This window comes from Serratia sp. FDAARGOS_506, assembly GCF_003812745.1.
Classification (GTDB): Bacteria; Pseudomonadota; Gammaproteobacteria; order Enterobacterales; family Enterobacteriaceae; genus Serratia.
In genome coordinates this window covers 1,561,741-1,585,901 of the sequence record NZ_CP033831.1, presented here as the reverse complement: position 1 = coordinate 1,585,901, position 24,161 = coordinate 1,561,741, and the positions used below count along the sequence as shown (strand labels likewise).

The 24,161-nt window shown below is 62.8% G+C and carries 22 protein-coding genes; 9 read left to right on the top strand and 13 right to left on the bottom strand.

The features are described from left to right. The first annotated feature begins 23 nt into the window (after positions 1 to 23). The 4 genes from xylB to EGY12_RS07755 all read left to right on the top strand — a co-directional run bounded on the left by xylB (position 24) and on the right by EGY12_RS07755 (position 4,559). Positions 24 to 1,475 (top strand): xylulokinase, encoded by a 1,452-nt coding sequence (xylB, locus tag EGY12_RS07770; RefSeq protein ID WP_123893055.1) that lies wholly within the window; start codon positions 24 to 26, stop codon positions 1,473 to 1,475. Between the two features lie 117 nt (positions 1,476 to 1,592). Further along, complete coding sequence (locus tag EGY12_RS07765; RefSeq protein WP_123893054.1) at positions 1,593 to 2,981, top strand: amidohydrolase family protein; 1,389 nt, start codon at positions 1,593 to 1,595, stop codon at positions 2,979 to 2,981. A gap of 100 nt (positions 2,982 to 3,081) precedes the next feature. Beyond that, a complete protein-coding gene (locus tag EGY12_RS07760) occupies positions 3,082 to 3,633 on the top strand; it encodes an isochorismatase family protein (RefSeq protein ID WP_123893053.1) in 552 nt (183 codons plus the stop codon). A gap of 2 nt (positions 3,634 to 3,635) precedes the next feature. Beyond that, entirely contained in the window at positions 3,636 to 4,559 is a 924-nt protein-coding gene (locus EGY12_RS07755; RefSeq protein ID WP_123893052.1) for a GlxA family transcriptional regulator, read from the top strand. Here EGY12_RS07755 and EGY12_RS07750 read toward each other — a convergent pair. Continuing rightward, positions 4,554 to 5,546: an acyltransferase gene (locus EGY12_RS07750; RefSeq protein ID WP_123893051.1), complete on the bottom strand. Its 993-nt coding sequence runs from the start codon at positions 5,544 to 5,546 to the stop codon at positions 4,554 to 4,556. The two genes, EGY12_RS07755 and EGY12_RS07750, sit on opposite strands and share 6 nt — an antisense overlap. 217 nt (positions 5,547 to 5,763) lie before the next feature. Here EGY12_RS07750 and EGY12_RS07745 point away from each other — a divergent pair, with 217 nt between their 5' ends. After that, positions 5,764 to 7,011 carry an MFS transporter gene (locus EGY12_RS07745; protein ID WP_049202603.1) on the top strand — a complete coding sequence of 416 codons (1,248 nt, stop codon included), beginning with the start codon at positions 5,764 to 5,766 and terminating at the stop codon, positions 7,009 to 7,011. Between the two features lie 53 nt (positions 7,012 to 7,064). Here EGY12_RS07745 and EGY12_RS07740 read toward each other — a convergent pair whose 3' ends face one another. After that, the gene (locus tag EGY12_RS07740; protein WP_123893050.1) at positions 7,065 to 7,691 is read right to left on the bottom strand and encodes a LysE family translocator; all 627 of its coding nucleotides are present in this window, start codon (positions 7,689 to 7,691) and stop codon (positions 7,065 to 7,067) included. 121 nt (positions 7,692 to 7,812) lie between these two features. Between EGY12_RS07740 and EGY12_RS07735 the strand changes: the two genes are divergently transcribed. Next, entirely contained in the window at positions 7,813 to 8,724 is a 912-nt protein-coding gene (locus tag EGY12_RS07735) for a LysR family transcriptional regulator (RefSeq protein ID WP_123893049.1), read from the top strand. Positions 8,725 to 8,735: 11 nt separating this feature from the next. Here the strand turns inward: EGY12_RS07735 and EGY12_RS07730 are convergent, their stop codons facing one another. The 10 genes from EGY12_RS07730 to fdnG all read right to left on the bottom strand — a co-directional run bounded on the left by EGY12_RS07730 (position 8,736) and on the right by fdnG (position 19,584). Beyond that, entirely contained in the window at positions 8,736 to 9,011 is a 276-nt protein-coding gene (locus tag EGY12_RS07730; RefSeq protein ID WP_033636570.1) for a type II toxin-antitoxin system RelE/ParE family toxin, read from the bottom strand. After that, positions 9,011 to 9,271 (bottom strand): CopG family ribbon-helix-helix protein, encoded by a 261-nt coding sequence (locus EGY12_RS07725; RefSeq protein ID WP_033639076.1) that lies wholly within the window; start codon positions 9,269 to 9,271, stop codon positions 9,011 to 9,013. The genes EGY12_RS07730 and EGY12_RS07725 overlap by 1 nt, the downstream gene beginning before the upstream one ends. Before the next feature lie 82 nt (positions 9,272 to 9,353). Then, positions 9,354 to 11,195, bottom strand: a complete 1,842-nt coding sequence (gene selB / locus EGY12_RS07720; protein WP_123893048.1) for a selenocysteine-specific translation elongation factor — start codon at positions 11,193 to 11,195, stop codon at positions 9,354 to 9,356. After that, positions 11,192 to 12,586 carry an L-seryl-tRNA(Sec) selenium transferase gene (gene selA / locus EGY12_RS07715; RefSeq protein ID WP_123893047.1) on the bottom strand — a complete coding sequence of 465 codons (1,395 nt, stop codon included), beginning with the start codon at positions 12,584 to 12,586 and terminating at the stop codon, positions 11,192 to 11,194. The genes selB and selA overlap by 4 nt, the downstream gene beginning before the upstream one ends. A gap of 68 nt (positions 12,587 to 12,654) precedes the next feature. Beyond that, a complete protein-coding gene (locus tag EGY12_RS07710) occupies positions 12,655 to 13,260 on the bottom strand; it encodes a glutathione S-transferase (RefSeq protein WP_123893046.1) in 606 nt (201 codons plus the stop codon). A 35-nt stretch (positions 13,261 to 13,295) separates the two neighbouring features. Further along, complete coding sequence (locus EGY12_RS07705; RefSeq protein ID WP_049274320.1) at positions 13,296 to 13,946, bottom strand: DcrB-related protein; 651 nt, start codon at positions 13,944 to 13,946, stop codon at positions 13,296 to 13,298. A 114-nt stretch (positions 13,947 to 14,060) separates the two neighbouring features. Beyond that, positions 14,061 to 14,990, bottom strand: a complete 930-nt coding sequence (gene fdhE / locus EGY12_RS07700) for a formate dehydrogenase accessory protein FdhE (RefSeq protein WP_123893045.1) — start codon at positions 14,988 to 14,990, stop codon at positions 14,061 to 14,063. Beyond that, a complete protein-coding gene (fdoI, locus tag EGY12_RS07695) occupies positions 14,990 to 15,625 on the bottom strand; it encodes a formate dehydrogenase cytochrome b556 subunit (protein WP_004934017.1) in 636 nt (211 codons plus the stop codon). The genes fdhE and fdoI overlap by 1 nt, the downstream gene beginning before the upstream one ends. Continuing rightward, positions 15,622 to 16,524, bottom strand: coding sequence for a formate dehydrogenase subunit beta (gene fdxH, locus EGY12_RS07690; RefSeq protein ID WP_004934014.1), 903 nt, complete (start codon positions 16,522 to 16,524; stop codon positions 15,622 to 15,624). Before fdxH ends, fdoI begins: the two co-directional genes overlap by 4 nt. A gap of 12 nt (positions 16,525 to 16,536) precedes the next feature. Next, complete coding sequence (gene fdnG / locus EGY12_RS07685; RefSeq protein WP_148085315.1) at positions 16,537 to 19,584, bottom strand: formate dehydrogenase-N subunit alpha; 3,048 nt, start codon at positions 19,582 to 19,584, stop codon at positions 16,537 to 16,539. Between the two features lie 418 nt (positions 19,585 to 20,002). Here fdnG and sodA point away from each other — a divergent pair, with 418 nt between their 5' ends. Continuing rightward, positions 20,003 to 20,623, top strand: coding sequence for a superoxide dismutase [Mn] (sodA, locus tag EGY12_RS07675; protein ID WP_004934003.1), 621 nt, complete (start codon positions 20,003 to 20,005; stop codon positions 20,621 to 20,623). Between the two features lie 124 nt (positions 20,624 to 20,747). Further along, positions 20,748 to 22,676, top strand: coding sequence for a methyl-accepting chemotaxis protein (locus tag EGY12_RS07670; RefSeq protein ID WP_123893043.1), 1,929 nt, complete (start codon positions 20,748 to 20,750; stop codon positions 22,674 to 22,676). Positions 22,677 to 22,707: 31 nt separating this feature from the next. On the opposite strand, the gene EGY12_RS07665 is transcribed toward EGY12_RS07670, so the two are convergent. After that, the gene (locus EGY12_RS07665; protein ID WP_123893042.1) at positions 22,708 to 23,322 is read right to left on the bottom strand and encodes a histidine phosphatase family protein; all 615 of its coding nucleotides are present in this window, start codon (positions 23,320 to 23,322) and stop codon (positions 22,708 to 22,710) included. A gap of 131 nt (positions 23,323 to 23,453) precedes the next feature. Between EGY12_RS07665 and yiiM the strand changes: the two genes are divergently transcribed. After that, entirely contained in the window at positions 23,454 to 24,125 is a 672-nt protein-coding gene (gene yiiM / locus EGY12_RS07660; protein ID WP_025304787.1) for a 6-hydroxyaminopurine reductase, read from the top strand. Positions 24,126 to 24,161: the final 36 nt, after the last annotated feature.

Here is a 24,161-nt window from a genome sequence, read left to right as displayed (position 1 = left end):
CCGCGCTTTAAAGGAACCCTATCATGTACATCGGCATCGATCTCGGCACTTCCGGCGTTAAGGCCATCCTGCTTGGCGAACAGGGCCAGCTGCTCGCCAGCCAGAGTGAGCCGCTGCCCATTTCACGCCCGCAGCCGCTGTGGTCGGAACAGGCGCCACAGGCATGGTGGCACGCCACCGACCGCGCCATGCTGGCGCTGGGCAAGCAACACAGCCTGCAACAGGTCAAGGCCATCGGCTTGAGTGGCCAGATGCACGGCGCCACGTTATTGGACGAACGCGGGCAGATCCTGCGCCCGGCCATTCTGTGGAACGACGGCCGCAGCTTCACCCAGTGCCGGGAGCTGGAACAAGCCGTGCCCCATTCACGCCAGATCACCGGTAACCTGATGATGCCCGGTTTTACCGCACCGAAGCTGCTATGGGTGAAACAACACGAACCGCAGCTGTTCAGCCGCATCAACAAAGTGCTGTTGCCCAAGGATTATCTGCGTTGGTGCCTCACCGGCGAGTTCGCCAGCGACATGTCCGATGCGGCCGGCACCCTGTGGCTGGACGTCGCACGCCGCGACTGGAACGACGAGCTGCTGGCCGCCTGCGGCCTGAGCCGCAGCCAGATGCCGCAGCTGTTTGAAGGCAACCAGATCACCGGTCAAATCCATACCGAGCTGGCAACACGCTGGGGAATGCCGCCGGTGCCGGTGGTGGCCGGCGGCGGCGACAACGCGGCCGGCGCCATTGGCGTTGGGTTGTATCAGGCCGGGCAGGCGATGCTGTCGCTCGGCACCTCCGGCGTGTATTTCGCGGTCAGCGACGGCTTTCTCAGCAATCCGGCCGGAGCGGTTCACAGCTTCTGCCATGCGCTGCCGAACAGTTGGCATCTGATGTCGGTCACGCTCAGCGCCGCCTCCTGCCTCGACTGGGTCTGCCAACTGACCAACGTCGACAGCGTCGCCACGCTGCTGCACAACGTCGAACAGGCCGAACCGGCGGCGGCGCCGCTGTGGTTCCTGCCTTATCTGTCCGGCGAACGCACACCGCACAATAATCCCAACGCCAAAGGCGCGTTCTGGGGGCTCACTCACCAACACGGACCAAACGATCTGGCGCGCGCAGTGCTGGAAGGCGTTGGCTTCGCGCTCGCCGACGGCATGGATGCGCTGCACGCCGGCGGTTTGCAACCCACCACCATTCGGCTGATCGGCGGTGGCGCACGCAGCCCGTTCTGGCGCCAGATGTTGGCGGACATCAGCGGCTACACGCTGGAATACCGTACCGGCGGCGATGTCGGCCCGGCGCTGGGGGCCGCGCGCCTGGCGCAGATCGCACTCAATCCACAGCGGCCGCTGGCCGAGCTGTTGCCAGAACTGCCGCTGGAGCAGCTGCATGCACCGGACGCCGAACGCCACCGGCAATACGCCGTACAACGCAGCACTTTCCGCGAGCTGTACCGCTGCCTGCTGCCGTTGATGTGATGGGGGTCATTACCAAATCGAATAGTCACCAGTGGCAAATGTCGCTGCCAACCGATCGGTTCCTCTCCTAAATTGGGGGATGTTTTCACCCCTCACCTCTGGATTAAGGAACCGAACGTGGAAAACCCTCAACAACCGGGCCGCAGAGCCTTCCTCAGCCAAACCGGCAAACTTACCACCGCCTGCGCGGTGATCGGCCTGACGGGCGGTATGGCGCAGGCCGCGTCACCGGGCGACGGGCAGTGCGCGCCCGCACCGATGACACTGACCGATCGCCACTACTGCCTGAGCGAGGTGCGGCTGGAAGACGGCTTTGAATACGACGGCGAAACGGTGATCGGCACCCGCACTGCGCTGTACACACTCGAGATCAAAGACGGCAAGATAGCCGCCATTCACGCCGCCAACGCCTCCCTGCCCGCCGGTTTACCCCGCTATAAGGCGCAGGGTCAACTGCTGCTGCCGGCGTTCCGCGACATGCACATCCACCTGGACAAAACCTTCTACAGCGGCCCGTGGCAAGCGCCGCGCCCGCGCCAGGGCAAGACCATCATGGACATGATTGCGCTGGAGCAGACGCTGATCCCGAAACTGCTGCCCACCTCGCAGCAGCGGGCGGAAAACCTGATCGCCCTGCTGCAGTCCAAAGGCAGCACCGTGGCGCGTAGCCACTGCAATATCGATCCGGTCAGCGGCCTGAAAAGCCTGGAGCACCTGCAGCGCGCGCTGGAAAACCACCGGGCGGATTTCAGCTGTGAAATCGTCGCCTTCCCGCAGCACGGCCTGTTGCACTCCAACGTCGATGCGCTGATGCGCGAAGCGATGCAGATGGGCGTGCAGTACGTCGGCGGGCTCGATCCGACCAACGTCGACGGCGCGATGGAGAAATCGCTGGACGCCATGTTCCAGATCGCCCTCGATACCGGAAAAGGCGTGGATATCCACCTGCATGAGACCAGCCCGGCCGGGGTCGCCGCCATCAACTACATGATCGCCACCGTGGAAAAAAATCCGGCGCTGCGCGGCAAGGTCACCATCAGCCACGCGTTCGCCCTGACCACGCTGACGCCGAGTGAACTGGCGGAAACCGCCACCCGGCTGGCGGCGCAGCAGATCACCATCGCCTCCACGGTGCCGATCGGCGGCCTGATGATGCCGCTGCCGCAGCTCAGCGAGAAAGGGGTATTTGTGATGACCGGCACCGACAGCGTGATCGACCACTGGTCGCCGTTCGGCACCGGCGACATCCTGGAGAAGGCCAACCTGTACGCCCAGCTGTACCGTGGCTCCGACGAGTATCATCTGTCGCGCGCCATGGCCATCGCCACCGGCGGTGTGCTGCCGCTGGACAATAAGGGGCAACGCGCCTGGCCGAAAGCCGGCGACGCCGCCGAGTTCGTGCTGGTCAACGCCAGCTGTTCCGCCGAGGCGGTCGCCCGTCTGCCGGCGCGCAGTGCCACCTTCCATCAGGGGCGCCTGGTGGCCGGCCAGGTGACCAAAGCCTAAGGTCGGTCCGCTGCTGTCATCATGATGGCCGTTTTTGGCCTTCTGTCGGGGTATAAAGCGGCGCAAGATGGTCGCTACACACACTGGCGGAGGGCCGAAAATGTCACAGAGCGCGTTATTGATCATCGATGTCCAGCAATCATTCCAGCACCGTCCATTCTGGCAGGAGGACGATCTGCCGGCGTTCCAACAGGCGCTGACGCGCCTGATCGCGGGCTGCCGGCAACGCGGCGCGGCGCTGGTCGATGTGCTGCACATTTCGCCGCAGGGGCCGTTCTCGCTGGCATCAGGCCACGTGAAGCGCCTGCCGTTCCTCACCCACCAGGCGGATATCACCGTGCATAAGCATGTGCACAATGCGCTGACCGAATCCGGCCTCGACGCCTGGCTGCGCGAGCGGGATATCAACCACCTGATCGTCTCCGGCATCCGTACCGAACAGTGTTGCGAAACCACCACCCGGGTGGCGTCAGATCTCGGTTATCGGGTGACTTTCGTCACCGAGGCGACGCTGACCTTCCCGATGCGTCACCCCGACGGTGAAACCTTTACCCCCGCGCAGTTGAAGCGGCATACTGAAACCGTACTGGTCGATCGTTTCGCCCGCATCGCCAGCGTAGATGAGGCGCTGGCGCAACTCGCACAGGAGTAATCATGCCGCAGGCCGTCTATTTTCTGCTGTTGCCCAACGTGTTGTCGCTGGACGTCAGCGGCCCGGCAGAAACCCTGCGCCTCGCAGGGCAGTTCACCCTGCGTTATCTCAGCCCGGCGCCGCAGATCGTCTGCTCCATCGGCATGACGCTGAGCGGCCTGCAGCCGTTGCCTGAACGCCTGGAAGACGGCGCCATCCTGGTGCTGCCGGGCGTCGGCGATTCGCAGCGCTATTTCGCCGGGGAAGAGGCCGAGCAGGCGCGTCGCTGGCTGGCGACGCTGCGGCCCGATTTGCAGCGGCAGCGCATCACCCTGGTCTGCATCTGCTCCGGCGCGCTGCTGGCGGCGCAGGCCGGGCTGCTCGACGGCTATCAATGCACCACCCACCACGACGTCATCGAACGTATCCGCCGGCAGGCGCCGGCGGCGCAGGTGAAAGAGAACCGCATCTTCGTTGAGGATCGCGGCGTCTACACCAGCGCGGGCATCACCACCGGTATCGATTTGGCGCTGCACCTGGTCCACCACCACTGCGGCTCCAGCCGGGCGCGCGACGTCGCCCGCGACATGGTGGTCTATTTCCGCCGCGCCGGCGACGATCCGCAACTGTCGCCCTGGTTGCGCTACCGCAACCACCTGCACCCGGCGGTGCACCGCGCGCAGGACGTGCTGGCCGCCGAGCCGGAGGCCGAGTGGTCGGTATCGCAGGTGGCGGAAAAAGCGCACGTCAGCAGCCGGCACCTGGCGCGGCTGTTTCGCAGCCACGTCGGCATCAGCGTGCGGGAGTATCATGAACAGCTGCGGTTGGCGGTGGCGCAACAGCGCCTGCAGCAAGGGTATGGGTTGGAGAAGGCCGCGTTGGCGGCCGGTTTTTCTTCCGGGCGGCAGCTGCGCCGCGCCCAGCAGCGCCGGCGCTCGCCGCTATGACACCAGCCGGCGGGTATCCAGCCGCTGCAGGCCGATTGACAACAGCAGGCTGATCCCCAGCGCCACGCCGAACACCCAGAAGATATCCAGCAGCGGGTGGCCGGTGAAATCCAGATGCCGGCTGCGCATCACATTGACGATAAGAGCGTGAAAACCGTAGATAGCCAGCGAATGGCGGGAGAACACGCTCAGCCAGCCGATCGGCTGCGGCAAACAGTGTTTCACCCACACCAGTAGCGCAACCGCCGCCATAAACACCAGTGGGCCGCTGTAGATGTAGTAGGTATCGGCGAAGTTGCCGTTGATGAACAGCTGATGCTTGGTGCCGCGCGCGATCAGCGCCACGCACAGCGCAAACCCCAGCGCCGCCAGCCAGCCCACGGCGTGCCCGCGCGCCTCCATCATGCCAATCGCCCGTCCGGCCAACGCGTACAACAGGTAGTAGAAAGTATCGCCGTAGATATACAGGTTAACCGGCAACAGGTGCGCGTTACCGAGGGTCAGTTTGTCGGTACTCGGGTTGGCGAGCACCGCCAACACCACCAGCGCGGCGGCCAGGTAACGGCGCGACACCGGCTTGACGCTGATCAGCGGCGACAACAGGTAAATCACCGCAATGGCATAGAAAAACCACAGGTGGTAGAACACCGGCTTTTGCAGGATGCCGCGCAGCGACGGCCAAAAACCGATCTTGGTAAAGACTGCGATGTAGATCAGCGCGATGACGCTGTAGAACAGAATGCAGCAGGCGATGCGGGTGAAATGCCGCCGACCGGCGCTCTTTTCGCCGAAGAACAGGTAGCCGGAAATCATGAAGAACAGCGGCACCGACACGCGCGACAGCGAGTTCAGCACGTTGGCGATATCCCAGTTGTGCAGCCCTATCGCCGTGCCGTTGGTGACGTAATAGGTGGTGGCGTGGATCATCACCACCATCATGCACGCCATCGCTCTCAGATTGTCTATCCAGCCGATTTTCTCGCTCAAACGCTCGCCCGATCTTGTGTCACATTGATATGTTAAGAAGAGGTTAACGGGCACGACGTTCGGCGACAACCCAAAAGCGAAATATCAGAATGCACTTAAACAACACCTTATGATTGCGAAGGTGAACAATTGGCGGCAAAATAGCCGCCACAACTCGCTCAGTTTGCGCTTCCCGCCCTGGCAGTTCCTTTTTCTCTTTTACTATCAGTACAATAATATGAAAACGACATTACCACCTGCGGCACGCTTGGGCCGACAGGCGCTTTTATTCCCTCTTTGTCTGGTGCTGTTCGAGTTCGCCACCTATATTGGCAACGATATGATTCAGCCGGGCATGCTCGCCGTCGTGGCGGATTTCAACGCCGGTGAAGAGTGGGTGCCCACCTCGATGACCGCCTATCTGGCCGGCGGCATCTTCCTGCAGTGGCTGCTCGGGCCGCTGTCGGATCGCCGCGGCCGCCGCCCGGTGATGCTGGCCGGGGTGGCCTTCTTTATCGTCGCCTGTTTGGCGATCCTGCTGGTCACCACCATCGAGCAGTTCATCGCCATGCGTTTCCTGCAGGGCATCGGCCTGTGCTTTATCGGCGCCGTCGGCTACGCCACCATCCAGGAGTCGTTTGAAGAATCGGTGTGCATCAAGATCACTGCGCTGATGGCCAACGTGGCGCTGATCGCCCCGCTGCTCGGGCCGCTGGCCGGCGCGGCGCTGATCCACGTCGCACCGTGGCAGAGCATGTTCGTGCTGTTCGCCGCGCTGGCGGCCATCGCCTTCTACGGCCTGTGGAAAGCCATGCCGGAAACCGCCACGCTGCAGGGCGAGGCGTTTTCCGCCGCCAACCTGTGGCGCGACTACCGCCAGGTGCTGGGCAATCGCCGCTTCCTGTGCGGCGCCCTGGCGATCGGTTTCGCCAGCCTGCCGCTGCTGGCCTGGATAGCCCAGTCGCCGGTGATCCTGATCAGCGGTGAGTCGCTGTCGACGCTGGATTACGGCCTGCTGCAAATCCCGGTGTTCGGTGCGCTGATCCTCGGCAACCTGACGCTGGCGCGCCTGACCGGCAAAAACAGCGTGGAGCGCTTGATCAAGCTGGGCGCAGGCCCGATGCTGCTGGGGTTGCTGATCGCCGCGCTGGCAACCCAGTTCTCCAGCCACGCCTACCTGTGGATGACCGCCGGCCTGAGCCTGTACGCCTTCGGGATTGGCCTCGCCAACGCCGGGCTGTACCGCCTGACGCTGTTCTCCAGCAACGTCAGCAAGGGCACGGTGTCGGCCACCATGGGTATGCTGAGCATGATGGTGTTCACCGTCGGCATCGAGCTGGCCAAGGTCGCCTACGTCTGGGGCGGCAGCGGGCTGTTCAACCTGTTCAATCTCATCAGCGGCCTGTGCTGGCTGACGCTGGTGGCGCTGTTCCTCGGCAAACGCCGCAACGGCGATCCCACGCCGCAGCCGAACGGCGCGGCTTAAACACCGCGATAAAACGCCGGTCCGGTTTCCCGACCGGCGTTTTTTATACGGCTTCAGCCGAGAAGCCCCCACAGCGCATATCCCGCTCCCACCACAGCCACCACCAACAGCAGCAACGCCGACAGGACAGAGATCGCCCGCCGCGCGCGCTGCAATGCCGTCCCCGACAGCAGAGTGATATAGGCCAGCAAGATGGCGAAGTCCGCCAGCACCCACAGCACGGTCAGCAGCGTCAGGCTGACGCCGATCGAGGGGGTGACGGCGATGAACTGTGGGAAAAAGGCGACGAAAAAGATAATGTCTTTGGGATTGGCGATGCCCACCAGAAAACCGTTCACGATCGCCGAGCGTTTTTGCGGCGGCGCAACGGGCTGCGCATTGGGGGTTCGTGCGGATAAATCCTCATACAGCGAAACGATCGCCATACGGCCGATAAACAGGCAACCAAGCAGGCCTACCCACTGCAGCATGTGCATATCCACGGCGAACAGACCGGTGATAATCAGCGCGGCGATACCGATCAGCAACAAGGAGGCCCAGTTGCTGCCCAACGCGGTCAACAGCGCGCGCCGGGCGCCAAAGCGCGCTGCGGTGTTGGCCACCATCACCACCACCGGCCCCGGCGTGGCGATCAGCAAAAAAATGGCGGCGAAATACGCCGCCAATAACGACAGGTTCATCTTTATTTCACTCACATTCAGTCAGTTGGCGTCGTGCCATTATCATGCCGCCGCCCCCGCCTTGAAAAAGGAGTAATCCTGTCGTTTACTGTGAATCAGACTCATTATTAGAGACGCCGCGATGGCCAGTTCCCTTCCGCCGCTTTACGCCCTGCGCGCCTTCGAAAGCGCCGCCCGCACCGGCTCGTTCACACTGGCCGCCGAGGAGCTGCATCTCACCCCCAGCGCCGTCAGCAAGCACATCAAAACGCTGGAGCAGCACTTCGGCTGCCGGCTGTTCCAGCGCAACGGCCCGCGTATCGAGGTCACGCCACAGGGGAAAATCTTCGCCGCCGAGCTGCAGCAAGGGTTTGGCCGCATCGAGCAAGCCTGCGAGCTGTTCAGAAGCCACCGCGATCTGCTGCGGCTGAAGGCGCCCTCCACCCTGACTATGCGCTGGCTGCTGGACTGCCTGAGCCGGTTCCGGCAAACGACGCAGGCGTTCGACGTGCAGGCAACCAGCGTCTGGATGGACATCGACAGCGTGGATTTTTTCAGCGAACCCTACGACTGCGCCATCCTGCTCGGCAACGGTCATTTTGGCGCCGCTACCGCCGCCGCCAAGCTGTTCGACGAATGGCTAATCCCGATTTGCGCCCCTGCGCTGCTCGCCGACGGACGGCGCGATCTCGCCGCCTGCCCGCTGATCCACCCTTCGCCCGATCGGCGCGACTGGCGGCGCTGGCTGCAAAAAAGCGGCATCGCGGCCCCGCTCGATCTTGCACGCGGCCAGGTATTTGATTCGCTGGAACAGGGCAATGCGGCGGCCATCGCCGGGCACGGTGTCTCGATCGGCGATCTGGCGCTGAGCCTGCAGACCATTGAGGAAGGGTTATTGGCGCTGCCTTGTGACGCCGCCGTGCGCACCGGCGACGGTTATTATCTGGTTTGGCCGGCGGAGTCGGCGAAGCGGCCGCTGATCGAACGTTTACAGGCGTTTCTCACCGCCCAGACGCCCGACGTGAGCCGGGCCGCCGTCAGGTTTATCGGATAGGGGAATTCGGCCTATCGCTCTTCGCGGGTATGCCAAATACGCAGAACATAAATCGTTGCCGGCTGCACCTGGTAACGTATCTCATAACGGCCGACCAGAATACGCCTCACTTCCTGCGGTAAAAACTCATCCAGTCTTTCACCCAGGCGAGGATTATCAAGCAACGCTTTAGGCGCAGCGACCAAGGCCTTCACCGAATTCGCTGCCGCAGTACGGTTAGCCAAGGCAAGAAACTCAAACAAACGCGCCAAATCCGATAGCGCCTTACTCGTCCATTTTAACTCCATCAGCGCGGTACCGGCAGCGGCTCGTCACTGTCCAGGCTGGCAGCCCAGGCTTCTACCGACTCATGATCGATGACGTTTTGCTGCTCGACATCGGCCAGCGCCGCCAGCGTTAATCGACGGCGCTCTTCCTCTTGCTCAAGCCAGGCTGCGAGGGCTTGCTTCACTATCCATCCCCGTGAACGTTCAAGTTTGGCGGCCATTTCATCCACCTTTTCAGCCAAAGGCAGCGGCACATGAGCGGTGATGACTTTCGTATTCATCGTATTGCTCCTCAGTACAATCAACATCAATCAAAGTGATTAAAGCTGATTATACCGCCATCAGAGAACAAAAAACACGCAATCAGTTGCCGAACAACCCGCCGTCGCGCAGCAGATGCTCGTTGCCCTTGCGGCGGGTAAAACCGCTGCGATCGAAGAACTCCAGCACCTGGATCGCCAGCTTGCGCCCGACGCCGAGCCGATCGCGGAAGTCGGCGGCGTTGGCGCCGCCCCGCTCCGCATCCAGCTCGCGGATCAGCGCCGCGAACTGATCGATGCGTCGGCTGAGGTAATAGCGATCCACCACCACCGCCGTCACATGGCCCAGCTGGGCCGCCTTGCGCAGCAGCGTCCGCACCCGGCTCTCCTCCTCGCCCAACTCACTCGCCAGATCGCGTACCCACCACGGCTCGTCGCCGAACAGCGGTTCGATGCGCGCCCACAGCGGCGCCTCTTCGGCACTGAATGCCAGGCCGTGTTCCGGCAGGTGTAGCCAGCCGCGCGTATTGCGCAGCGCACCGGCCTTCAGCAGCCGATCGATCATCATAAACACCAACGCTTCCGGCTGCTGAGGCAGGGCCATGCGCCGCAGGCGGGCGCGCCCTAACCCCAGCTGGTCTGCGTGCTGTTGGTGGTACTCCGCCAGCACCTGCAGCAGCCGGCTCTCCGCCTGTTGCACCTGCTCCTGCGCCAGCGCCCGGTCACCGACGATCAGCAGATCGCGGTTCGCCAGCAGTGCCGCCAGGCCATCGTCGGTCAACTGACGCGCCCAGGCGAACGCCGCCAACGGCAGCGCGCCGTGCGGCAGCTCAAGCGCCAGCGCCTGCGCATCGTCTTGCGCCTGCGTCAGGGCCTGCAGCCATGCCAAATAGTCCGGCCGGCGCTTGCCGCGTTTGGGCGCGCTCAGCCTGAGCACCCGGGCCGCGCCCAGCGTTTGCCGCGCGCCGATATCGCGCAGCACCAGCCGATCGTTCTCCGCCAGCCACAGCGGACGATCGAGGATCAGTTCCGCCAGCCCGTCGTTCAGCAGCGAAATGCGCCCGGTGATGTGGCTGGCGGCATGGTGCAGATGCAGCGGCTGCCAATGGCGGATCGGCTGATCCGCTTCCAGCGCCACCAGAATGCGTTCCGCCGCCTCCGGCGGGCGCTGCGCCAGCAGCCAGTCGCCGCGCGCGATCCGGTCTTTATCGACATCGCCGCTGATGTTCAGCGCGATACGTTGCCCGGTCTGCGCCTGTTCCACGCTCTGATTTTGGGCGTGCAGGCCACGCACCCGCACCGGCGCGTCGGCGCCGGTCAGCCACAGCGTATCCCCCACCTGCACCCGGCCACCGAGCGCGGTGCCGGTCACCACCAGCCCCGCCCCTTTGACGCTGAACGCACGGTCTACCGCCAGGCGAAAACGGCGCGTCAGCGCATGCTCGCCGGAGGGCAGCGCCTGCAAATGCGCGCGCAGCGCCTCGATGCCCTCTCCCGCCGCCGCCGCGGTAATAAACAGCGGCGCATCGGGCCAGCCCTGGCGTGCCAGTTCGCCACGCACCTGGCGGCGTACCTCGTCGACACGCGCCGCGTCCACCCGGTCGGCCTTGGTCAGCGCCACCGTCAGCGCCGGGCGTCCGCTCAGGCGCAGGATCGCCAGATGCTCGCGGGTTTGCGCCATCACGCCGTCGTCGCAGGCCACCACCAGCAATGCATGGTCGATGCCACCGACGCCCGCCAGCATGTTGGCGAGGAACTTCTCGTGGCCGGGCACGTCGATAAAGCCCAGCACCCGGCCATCCGGCTGCGGCCAGTAGGCGTAGCCCAGATCGATGGTCATGCCGCGGCGTTTCTCTTCCGGCAGGCGATCCGCGTTGATCCCGGAGATCGCCTGCAGCAGGGTCGTTTTGCCATGATCGACATGGCCGGCGGTGGCGATGATCATGAGGCGCTCAGCGCTTCGATCAGCGCTCCTTCCTGTTCCAGACAGCGCAGATCCAGCCACAGCCGGCCGTCGCCGAGGCGGCCGATCACCGGTTGCGGCAGGCGGCGCCAGCGCTCGGCCAACGCTTCCAGCGTGGCGCCGCGGCCGTCGCGCGGCGTGAAGGTCAGCGCATAGCTGGGCAGGCGATCCACCGGCAGCGAACCGCTGCCAATCTGCGACCAGCACGGTTCGGCACGCAGGTCGAAATCGGCGCTGAACTGCGGCGCCAGCGCCGCCAGCAGCCGCTCGGCCGCTTGTTGCATCTCCTGCTGCGGGCGGGTCAGCAGCCGCAGCGTCGGCAGCTGCTCAGCCAGCTTCTCCGGCTGCAGATAGAGCCGCAGCGTGGCCTCCAGGGCCGCCAGCGTCAGCTTGCCGACGCGCAGCGCGCGCTTGAGCGGATGCTGTTGCAGGCGGGCGATCAGCGCCTTTTTGCCGACGATGATGCCGGCCTGCGGGCCGCCCAGCAGCTTGTCGCCGGAGAACGTCACCAAATCGACGCCGGCGGCCAGCAGCCGCTGCGGCATCGGTTCGGCGGGCAGGCCGTACTGCGCCATGTCGATCAGCGAGCCGCTGCCCAGGTCGGTGGCGGTCGGCACGCCCTGTTCGGCCCCGAGCAACGCCAATTCGGCCTCGTCGACCGCCGCGGTAAAGCCCTGAATGCTGTAGTTGCTGGTGTGCACCTTCATCAACAGGCCGGTCTGCTCATTGATGGCGTGGCGATAATCTTTCAGATGGGTGCGGTTGGTAGTGCCGACCTCCACCAATTGGCAGCCGGCCTGACGCATCACGTCGGGTATGCGGAACGCGCCGCCGATCTCAACCAGCTCGCCGCGCGATACCACCACCTCTTTGCCGGGGGCGATCGCCGCCAGCATCAGCAGCACCGCCGCCGCGTTGTTATTGACGATGCAGGCGTCTTCCGCGCCGGTCAGCCGGCACAGCAGATCCGCCACCGCCCGATCGCGATGGCCGCGCCCGGCGCCGTCCAGATCGTACTCCAGCGTCACCGCTTCCCCCATCACTGCGTTCACCGCCTCCTTCACCGGCTGCGCCAGCAGGGCGCGCCCGAGGTTGGTGTGCAGCACGGTGCCGCTGAGATTGAACACCGGCAGCAAAGCCGGGCGTTGCTGCCGGGCCAGCTCCGCCCGGAGCGCCTGCGGCCAGTCGTCGCACCAGGCGGGTAAACGTTGCTGTTGCCTGATCGCGTCGCGCGCCTGGGCCTGCAGCCGGCGCAGCAGTTCGCCGATCAGCGTCTGGCCATGCTGCGCCACCAGCGGTTCAATCGCGGGTTCACGCAGCAGACGGTCGATGGCGGGCAGTTGGCTGTAAAGAAGGTGGGATTCAGTGCTCATGGTCGCTCGGTTTTCAGTTTAGACGTATCGGCATAGCAAAACCCCGCCGCGGCGGGGAAGAAAAAAGCTCAGGGTGGCGAGGTGCGGGCGAAGCTTTCGCGGGCGAACAAACGTTCGGCCAGCTTGACCAGCGCCGGACGCTCGACGCACCAGTTGGGCAGGATGCGGCGAAAATTGAGGTAGCCCAGCGCGCAGCCGGTGGCGATATCCGCCAGCGTCAGCCGCTCGGCATTGAGCCACGTTTTTTCCCGCGCCAGCGCCTCCAGCGCATCCAACCCGTGCGTCAGCTTGTCACGCTGGCGCAGCATCCAGTTTTCATCCTGCTTTTCCGGCGCGCGCCGGCTTTCGCGAAACAGGGTCGCCGCCGCTTCGGTCACGCCGTCCGCCAACGCAGCCACCTGGCGGACGCGCAACGCGGCGGCGCGATCGGCCGGCAAAAACGCCGGTTCCACCGCCAGCAGCTCGAGATATTCGGCCACCACCGGCGAGTCGTAGAACACCTCGCCGTCATCGGCGATCAGCACCGGCACCTTGCCGAGCGGGTTCAGCTCCTTCACTCGGCTGCCGGGCTCATACGGCGGATCGTTGACGAATTCGAACGCGATCCCCTTCTCCAGCAGCATCACGGAAATCTTGCGCACAAAGGGACTGGTGTAACTGCCGATAAGCTTCATCCGTTCTCCTCCGCTTCGTCCTGGCTGCGGCGCCCTTACTTCACCGCCAGGGTATCGATAATCCGCTGCACCAGCGCCTGATGCACTTCCGGCGTTTTGGCCGGCGACAGCATTTGCAGCGTCACCACCCGCTTGTTGAACACCGTCAACACCAGCGTGGACACCACTTTTTGCCCGTTGACGGTCTGCTCGGTATCCACCCGGCGAAACTTCTGTTTGCCGACGGTGAAGTTCTCTTCTTTGGTGGTCTGGATATTCTGATAGCGCTCGGCCAGCACCGTGATGGCGCTCTGCGCCAGCTCTTTCAGCATTTTGTCGCTGGTGTTGAGCTTCATGTCGTCCGGCGGGATCACTTCGGACGAGACCGCGCTCTGCCGCGACTTGCCGTCAAGGAAACGCTGAATGGTGGAGGTGCTGTCGTTGATGATGCCGCTGTTCAGCGTCTGATCGCTAAATCCCGGCGGCAGCTCGAAGGTGATTTTACCCTTCTGCAGCGACACGCTCAGCCCCGGCGGCGCGGGCGGGGTTTCTACCGGCGCAGGCGGCGGCGGTGGTGCGGGCTGCGTCACTGTCGGCTTGGTGTCCGGTGGCGGTACCGCCGGTTTGGTGTCGTCTTTGTTGTCGCAGGCCGCCAGTCCCATCGCCAGCACGGCGACCGCGGTCAGTTTTGCCAGGGTGTTTAACATCGTGGTTCCTTTCGCTTGGCGCGTTATGGCCTAAACGTAGCAACTCGCCCGGGCGAATGCCAGAAGCCCGTTCTGAAATTGCTTGTCCGGCCCCGCGCGAACGGGGCCGGGCGGTTACTCCGCGGGGAACAGGAACGGATTGATGCTGCTGCGACCGAAGCCTTCTTCTTCCATGCGGGCGTCCAGCACCAGCGAAGCCAGATCGTCGGCCACCGCTTCGACCTGAGGGTCTTTTTCCTGATAGAGAATCTTCAGGTAAGTGCCGCAGTCGCCGCAGCTCTCCGCTTTCACCGCCGCCTGTTCGCTGTCCAGCGACCAGTAGTTGAGATCGCGGGTCTGTTCGCAGTTGCTGCATTTCACCCGCACCACGTGCCATTCGCTTTCGCACAGGTTGCAGTGCAGGTAGCGCAGGCCGTTGACGGTGCCGATGTGCACCATGCTGGAGACCGGGATACTGCCGCACACCGGGCAGAACTGGCGCTGCTCGCCGTATTCGGCGCGCGCCTTGCCGGGGATCAGGCTGGCCATCTGCGCCCAGTAGAGCGACAGCGCGGCCCAGAGGAACGGCGCCTTCTCGCTGCCCACCTTGCCGAACTCGCGGTTGAGCAAGGCGTCGGCCATCATTTCCAGCTCGTGCGCTGAGGCTTTCTCCAGGTTGTCCAGCACCGTCAGGATATGCTCCGGCGCCTGCGGACGCAGCTCGGCGATCAGCGACGTCAGCAGCTTGCGCCAGTGCTCGCTGCGCGGGAACACGCTCAGATCGAGCGGCGGTTTGCCGCTGGCGGCGCCCTGCGCCAGCGCTTCACTCAGATCGAGCTCCAGCGGGTTATCGTGCAGCGCATGCTGCTGCGCCTGCGCCAGCTCGGCGGCGAAGTTCAGGTAGTCGCCCAGCGGATTGTCGACCGCCAGCTGACGCAGACGATCGGCGCGGCGGCTGTACAGGCTTTTCAGGTTGGCGAAAAGTAACGGCGGGATGTTCTCCGCCGTTGTGGACTTCTCACGCTGTGCCCCTAACTGCTCTTTAGGAACGATGCGGATACTCATCAGGGTTTATCTTCCTGTCGTTTCTCGCGGACCTCACGGTACCAGCGCGGATGATGTTTCTTGGCCCAGGCCGCCGGCACCCAGCCTTCCACCATCGCGGTAATGGTGCCTTTTACCCACAATGCGGCGTAAATGTGCACCATAATCACGATAATCAGGCCGACCGCGGCCAGCGAATGCACCAGCAGCGCGATGCGGATCAGCGGGATGGAGAACGACGGCGCAAAATACGGCCGCCAGATCACCACGCCGCTGGCCAGCAGCAGCACCAGGCTGATAATCGCCGCCCAGAACACGCACTTCTGGCCGAAATTATAGCGCCCGGTATCACCCACTTCCTCGTTCATGGCGATTTTGTGGATGTTCTTGGCCCAGACGATATCTTCCCGGTTGATCAGGTTATGCTTCCAGTAGCGCAGGAACATCAGCAGGAACGCGGCAAACATGATCACCCCGACAAACGGGTGCAGAATGCGCGCCAGCTGCGGCGTCCCGAAGATGTTCATCAGCCAGTTGAAGGAGGGGAAGAAGAACCCCAGCCCGCTGATGGCGGCGAACACGAAGCAGAACGCCACGATCCAGTGGTTGATGCGCTCCGGTGCGCTGTAACGCTGAATGGGCTTTTCCTTTCTCATTTGCGCGTCTCCTCGTCGTGCGACTCGTCGTGCTCGTCCTCATCCTCGACGCGGTTAGGCCCGACGCCGACATAGTGGAACACGCTGGCCGCGAAGGTGGCGGCAAAACCGATGGCCGCCAGGGGTTTCCACACACCCTTCCAGAAGGTCACCGCCGGGCTGATGCTCGGGTTGTCCGGCAAACCGTGATACAGCTGCGGTTTGTCGGCGTGGTGCAGCACGTACATCACGTGCGTGCCGCCCACCCCTGCCGGATCGTACAGACCGGCATTCTGGTAGCCGCGGGTGTTCAGCTCGCTGACGCGATCCGCCGCCACCTGCTTCATCGCTTCCTTGGTGCCGAAGTGAATCGCGCCGGTCGGGCAGGTTTTCACGCAGGCCGGTTCCTGGCCGACGTCCACGCGGTCGACGCACAGGGTGCACTTGTACACCCGGTTGTCGTCCTTGTTCATGCGCGGCACGTCGAACGGGCAGCCGGCGATGCAGTAGCCGCAGCCGATGCAGTGCTCGGACTGGAAGTCGACGATGCCGTTGGCGTACTGAATGATCGCGCCTTCCGACGGGCAGGCCTTCAGGCAGCCCGGATCGGCGCAGTGCATGCAGCCATCCTTGCGGATCAGCCATTCCAGCTTGCCGTTTTCCTCCACCTCGGAGAAGCGCATCACCGTCCACGACTTGGCGGTCAGATCGGCGGGGTTATCGTACACCCCGACGTTGTGCCCCACTTCGTCGCGGATGTCGTTCCATTCGGAACAGGCCACCTGACAGGCCTTGCAGCCGATACAGGTGGTGACATCGATCAGTTTGGCCACTTCTTCCTGGTGGTCACGGGCGCGCGGCGCCGGCGTGAAACCATTGGTGGCGGATTTACGAATGATGTCTTGAGATTGCATGGCCATAATTCGTCTCCGTTACACCTTTTCCACGTTGACCAGGAACGCCTTGAATTCCGGCGTTTGCGTATTGGCGTCGCCGACGAACGGCGTCAGCGTGTTGGCGATAAAGCCTTTCTTCGCCACCCCTTCGTAACCCCAGTGGATCGGGATACCGATGGTGTCGACTTCCTGGCCGTGCACCTGCAGCGTACGAATACGCTTGGTCACCACCGCCTTGGCCTTGATGTAGCCGCGGTTGGAGCTGACCTTCACGGTGTCGCCCTGCTTGATGCCTTTCTTCTCCGCCAGCTTCTCGCCGATCTCCACGAACTGCTCCGGCTGCGCGATGGCGTTCAGCCGCGCGTGCTTGGTCCAGTAGTGGAAGTGCTCGGTCAGACGATAGGTGGTGCCGACGTAAGGGAACTTGTCGGATTTGCCCATCGCCGCCAGATCGTCCTTGAACACGCGCGCCGCCGGGTTGGACACCACGTTCGGGTGCAGCGGGTTGGTGCCGAGCGGCGTTTCGAACGGCTCGTAGTGTTCAGGGAACGGCCCTTCCGCCATCTTGTCGGTGGCGAACAGGCGGCCCATGCCTTCCGGCTGCATGATGAACGGCCCGACGTCGCTGCCCGGCGCGGCGGTGCTGTAGTCCGGGATATCGGCCCCAACCCACTTGGCGCCGTCCCACTCCAGCAGCTGGCGTTTCGGATCCCACGGTTTACCCTGCGGGTCCGCCGAGGCGCGGTTGTACAGAATGCGGCGGTTGAGCGGCCATGCCCAGGCCCAGCCCAACGTATTGCCGAGGCCGGACGGATCGGCGTTGTCGCGCCGCGCCATCTGGTTGCCGGCCGGCGTCCAGCTGCCGGCGAAGATCCAGCAGCCGCTGGCGGTGGTGCCGTCGTCGCGCAGCTGCGCGAACGAGCTGAGCAGCTCGCCTTTTTTCACCAGCACTTTGCCGTCGGCATCCAGCAGATCCGCCAGCGCCTTACCGTTGTTTTCCTGCGCCACCTCTTCCGGCGACGGGTTGTCCGGCGTCAGGTAGTCCCAGCGCATGTTCAGCACCTGTTCCGGCACCGCACCGCCGTCGCGCGCATACATTTCGCGCAGGCGGCTGAAGATGCCCGCCAGGATCTCGCCGTCGTTCAGCGCTTCACCCGGGGCGTCTGCGCCTTTCCAGTGCCACTGCAGCCAGCGGCCGGAGTTGACGATCGAGCCGTTCTCTTCGGCGAAGCAGGTAGACGGCAGGCGGAACACTTCGGTCTGGATCTGCGACGAATCGACGTCGTTGAACTCGCCGTGGTTCTGCCAGAAGTTGGAGGTCTCGGTGTTCAACGGATCGATGGTCACCAGGAACTTCAGCTTGGACAGCGAAGCCACCACCTTGTTTTTGTTCGGGAACGACGCCACCGGGTTAAAGCCCTGGCAGAAGTAGCCGTTGACCTTGCCCTGCGCCATCATCTCGAAGTACTGCAGCACGTCGTAGCCTTTGTCCCACTTCGGCAACCAGTCAAAGCCCCAACTGTTGTCCTTCTGCGCCTTGTCGCCGTAGAAGGTCTTCATCATGCTGACGAAGAATTTCGGATAGTTGCCCCAGTAGTTCACCTGGCCCGGCAGCAGCGCCTTCGGCGTGTTGGCCTTCAGGTAGGTCTCGAGATCGGTCTGTTTCTCCGACGGCAGCGTCAGGTAGCCCGGCAGGCTCTGCGACAGCAGGCCGAGATCGGTCAGCCCCTGGATGTTGGAGTGGCCGCGCAGCGCGTTGACGCCGCCGCCCGCCATGCCCATGTTGCCGAGCAGCAGCTGGATCATCGCCATGGTACGGATGTTCTGCGCGCCGACCGAGTGCTGAGTCCAGCCCAGGGCGTACAGGAACGAAGCGGTTTTATCCGCGACGCAGGTTTCGGCGATGTATTCGCACACCTTGAGGAAATCGTCCTTCGGCGTGCCACAGATGTTGGTCACCACGTCAGGCGTGTAGCGGCTCACGTGCTGTTTCAGCATGTTCCACACGCAGCGCGGATCCTGCAGCGTGACGTCGCGCTTGGCAAAGCCGTTCTCGTCGAACTGGTAGTTCCAGGTGGTTTTGTCGTACTTGCGGTTTTCCGCGTCATAGCCGCTGAACAAACCGTCTTCGAAGGCAAAGTCTTCCCGCACCAGCAGGCTGGCGTTGGTGTAGGCCTCGACGTATTCGCGGTTGAACTTGTTGTTGGTCATCAGATACAGCAACACGCCCGACAGGAAAGCGATGTCGGTCCCGGAGCGGATCGGCGTGTAGAAGTCCGCCACCGATGCGGTTCGGGTAAAGCGCGGATCGATCACGATCAGCTTGGCATTGTTGTGTATTTTGGCTTCCATCGCCCAGCGGAACCCCACCGGATGCGCTTCCGCCGCATTACCGCCCATGACGATAATCAAATTCGCGTTCTTGATATCAACCCAGTGGTTGGTCATCGCACCGCGACCAAATGTTGGAGCAAGACTTGCTACCGTTGGTCCGTGTCAGACACGCGCCTGGTTGTCTACGGCAAGCATGCCGAGAGCGCGACTAAATTTTTGCGACAGAAAACCGGTTTCGTTGCTGGCGGCCGAGGCGCACAGCATGCCGGTGGTCAGCCAACGGTTGACGGTAACGCCCTGGTCGTTGGTTTTGATGAAGTTGGCGTCACGGTCTTCTTTCACCAGCTTGGCGATGCGGGTAAAGGCGTCGTCCCAGCTGATGCGCTGCCATTTGTCCGACCCTGGCGCCCGGTATTCCGGGTACTTGAGGCGGCTTTCGCTGTGGATGAAGTCAACCAGGCCGGCGCCTTTCGGGCAAAGCGCGCCGCGGTTTACCGGATGATCCGGATCCCCTTCGATATGGAAAATGCTTTCTTTGGCGTTTTTGGCGCCATCACCAAGGCTGTACATCAACAGCCCACAGCCGACGGAACAATACGTACAGGTATTACGGGTCTCGCGGGCGCGCAGCAGTTTGTACTGCCGGGTTTCCGCCAACGCCACTTCGGGGGCAAAGCCCAGCGCGGCTACCGTCGTTCCTGCCATACCGCCAGCGCAGATCTTAAAGAACTGCCTTCTGCTGACCTGCATGGGGGTCTCCTTTCACTCTCGATTGTCACATTGTTCAAATGCGCCTGCCCCGCTAGCGCGGCAAACGCGAATGTCACTGTTGTTATGCTTGCTACGAACGCCGGCCATATTACCACAGCGTGCTTGTGGTTGTTACACACTCGTGCTCATTCAGTGAACGCTTTGGCACATTTCGATACATTTCGGCGTTGGCGCTTCCTACAGTATAGAGAGTAACCCACGCGCCGGGGCGACGGCTTGACGCGGCCACCCGCCGCCCTCTTCTATCAGTATGTTAGCGCAGCGATTTGTTCATTAACCACACAGTTCACAGGGCATTGATAATCATTTTCAATATCATTTAATTAACTATAATGATCCGACTGCTTACGCGGTGCTCGCCCTTTGCGCCGCCCATACACCACTGGAGATGATGATTATGAGTTATTCACTGCCATCCCTGCCGTACGCTTACGACGCACTGGAACCGCATTTCGACAAGCAGACGATGGAAATCCATCACACCAAACACCACCAGACCTACGTCAACAATGCCAACACCGTGCTGGAAGCCTACCCTGAGCTGGCCAAATACAGCGTTGAAGAGCTGATCCAGGATCTGGATAAGGTGCCTGCCGACAAACGCACCTTCATGCGCAACAACGCCGGCGGCCACGCCAACCACAGCTTCTTCTGGAAAAACCTGAAAACCGGCACCACGCTGGGCGGCGATCTGAAAGCGGCCATCGAGCGCGATTTCGGCAGCGTTGAGAAATTCCAGGAAGAGTTCGAGAAAGCCGCAGCCACCCGCTTCGGTTCCGGTTGGGCCTGGCTGGTGCTGAAAGACGGCAAACTGGCCGTGGTGTCTACCGCCAACCAGGATAGCCCGCTGATGGGCGAAGCCGTCGCCGGCGCTTCCGGTTTCCCAATCATCGGCCTGGACGTGTGGGAACACGCTTACTACCTGAAATATCAGAACAAACGTCCTGACTACATCAAGGCGTTCTGGAACGTGGTCAACTGGGATGAAGCCGCCGCACGCTTCGCCGCGAAGAAGTAATTCGCCCCGCTGATTAAGATGCCCGCCACCGGCGGGTATTTTTTTGCCTGAAATCCGCTAAAGTTTGACCACTTCTTGCCGATGGTTTGTTCAATTGACGTTCGCCCGGAGAAGGAAAAGCGCTATGGCGGCATTGCAAGCATTGGCAGGAAAGTTCACACATCTCACCGTAGGTAAAAAGCTCGGCCTCGGCTTCGCGCTGTTGCTGCTGTTGGCGGTCGTCATCGCCGGCACCGGGGCGCAATATCTGCATATCATCGAATCGCGCGCCGATCGCATCGACTTCAGCAACCGGCTGAACGAGGAGATCAACCAGGCCAAATACAACCGCGCCATGTACGGCCAGACCTACCAACCGGAGTATCTGCAGAACAACCGCGCCAATATTGAAAACGCCGTCAAACTGATAGACCAGGCGCAGGCGCTGAACTGGGACGCCCAAAGCCGCAAGGATCTGCAGCGTCTGGTGACGTTGATCGGGGAATATCAGCAGCAGCAAAAAATCTTTGAGCAGGCGGTCACAGCGAAAGACGCGGTGCGCCAGAGCTGGAACATGTCGGAAGTGCAGGCCAGCCTGAGCCAGGTGGAGCGCCAGCTGACCAATGGCGATCTGCAGCTGGCCTTCATCCAGTTGAACCAGAAGCTGACCCAGGTGCGCTACGGCGCGCGCGGCCTGCTGCTGAGCCTGAACAAGGAAACCGAAGGGCCGCTGATGGCGGCCATCGACGACGCGCGCGACGCGGCCAACGCCCTGAGCCGCAGGGTCAGCGACGCGCAACGCCCGCAGCTGCAACCGCTGCTGGCCGCCCTGGACGATTACAAAAACCGCATCGCGGCCTACCTGCCGGCCTATGAGCACGAGCAGCAGATCAGCCGGCAGCTCGGCGAACGCGCGCAAGAGATCGGCACGCTGGTGAACGCATTTATGCAGGACGAGCTGGTGCAAACGCGCAACAACATCAATCTGGCGCAGCTGCAGATGGGCATCACCACCCTGATCGCCATCATCGCCGGGGTACTTATCGCCTGGCGCATCACGCTGCAGATCACCCGTCCGCTGCACAGCACGCTGGCCATGGCGGAACGCATCGCCGGCGGCGACCTGCGCCAGGCGCAGACCAGCACCCGCCGCGATGAGCTGGGGCAGTTGCTGAACGCGGTGGCGGCCATGAGCCAAAACCTGCGCACCATGATTGAGAAGATTCAGATGGGAGTCAGCCAGGTCTCCACCGCCTCAGCGGAAATCGCCGCCGGCAACACCGACCTCTCCTCCCGCACCGAGCAGCAGGCGGCGGCGGTCGAGGAAACCGCCGCCAGCATGGAGCAACTGACCGCCACGGTGAAACAGAACGCCGACAACGCCCATCACGCCAATCAGCTGGCCACCGACGCTTCGCAGACCGCACAGCAGGGCGGCAAGCTGGTGGAAAACGTGGTCAGCACCATGCGCGATATTTCCAGCAGTTCGCAGCGTATCGCCGAAATTACTACCCTGATCAACGGCATTGCCTTCCAGACCAACATCCTTGCGCTCAACGCTGCGGTGGAAGCGGCGCGCGCCGGCGAACAGGGCCGCGGCTTCTCGGTGGTCGCCAGCGAAGTGCGCAGCCTGGCGAGCCGCAGCGCCCAGGCGGCCAAGGAGATCGAGGGGCTGATCGCCGAATCGGTCAGCCGGGTGAAAACCGGCACCGAACTGGTAGAAAGCACCGGCAACACCATGGAACAGATCGTCCGCTCGGTCACCCACGTGCGCGACATCATGGCTGAAATCGCCGCCGCCTCCGATGAGCAGACGCGCGGCATCGCCCAGATTGGCCAGGCGATCGTCGAGATGGACCACACCACCCAGCAGAACGCCGCGCTGGTGGAAGAGTCCGCCGCCGCCGCCGATTCGCTGGAAGAACAGGCGGACATGCTGCTGCAGAGCGTCTCGGTGTTCCGTTTGGCGGAACAGACCGAACCCGCCGCCGTGAAAGCCGCCGCGCCGAAAGCGCCGGCGGTAAAACCCGCGGCTGCCAACGCCGCAGCGGAAGAGAACTGGACCACCTTCTGATCTCTCAGGCGAGGGACATCTGTTCCTCGCCCTATCTTTGCGGCAACAAGTGAGTTGCTACCCCCCAATTCAACAAATTAAAACCAGCGGCGGTCACATCAAGCATGGCGTAACCGCAATTGCGATGACCGTATCTGCGAAGGTCTTCCTGCGGGTCAGCCCCTTTAAGCCACCAAATCAGCGCCTGCAGCGCATGGCCGTGCGTAACAACACCAAGCGTTTGATTTTGTCCATCGACAGCCAGATCGGACAGGCAAGCCATCATGCGCCAGGCAACCTCATAAGCATTCTCCCCTCCCGGCGCCGACGCCTCTGCCTTGCCGGCAAAGATACATTGCGTCGCTTCGGGATAATCGCGTATGGCCTGCGCATAAGATAACCCTTCCAGCCGGCCAAAATCTTGCTCCTGCAAGCGTTCATCCGTTTGTACAGCGCAGCCACATCTCTGCGCCAGCGTCTCCGCCGTCGCACACGCCCGGCCGGCCGGTGAACTGACCAGCAAAGTGAGCGATAACATCTGCAACCGGGCGCCAAGCGCAGCGATTTGACGGTGCCCCTCCTCTGTCAGCGGACTGTCACTTCGCCCCTGAATAATCCCTGAGTGGTTCCATTCTGATTCTGCATGCCTCAATACGATGAAACGCATGGCTTTTTCTCGACGATAAAGGCCTAACTATAGACAGGAAAAACACATCCTTCCGTACAGGAAAATGCCGGGTAGTGTACGACATCAACTCAGGCTATGCTGAGCCCTCGACGCGAGACACGGAGGCGCACATGCATCACCCAGACGTTTACATCGGCAATATTCAACCTTATGAGGGCGGGCGCCCCAGCGCCATCGCCAAACGCCAGGTGGATGGCGCCATCCGGCTTACGCCGCTCGGCCTGGAAGGCGACGAACAGGCGGAGAAAAGCTACCACGGCGGGCCGGATCGCGCGCTGTGCCACTACCCGCGCGAGCATTACGCCCACTGGCGCGAGCAGTTTCCGGCGCAGGCAGAGCAGTTTTGCGCCCCGGCCTTCGGCGAGAATATCTCCACCGAAGGGCTAACCGAACACAACGTGTTTATGGGCGACATCTTCCGCTGGGGCGAAGCGCTGATCCAGGTCACCCAGCCGCGCTCACCGTGCTTCAAGCTCAATTATCACTTCGCCATCGAGGACATTTCGGTGCTGATGCAACAAAGCGGTCGCTGCGGCTGGCTGTATCGGGTGGTGTCGCCCGGCGCGGTCAGCGGCGATCGTCCGCTGGAGCTGGCGGCGCGTAACAGCGACGTGTCGGTCGCCGAAGCCATCGCCATCGCCTGGCACATGCCGTTCGACGCGGAACAGTATCGCCGCCTGTTGGCGGTAGCCGGCCTCTCCGCCAGCTGGAGCAAGACCATGCTCACGCGGCTTGCCGAAGGGCGCCTCGAGGACTTCAATCGCCGCCTGCTCGGCCGTTGAAATCGCGGGTGGAAAAGATGAAAAACGTGCGCCGAA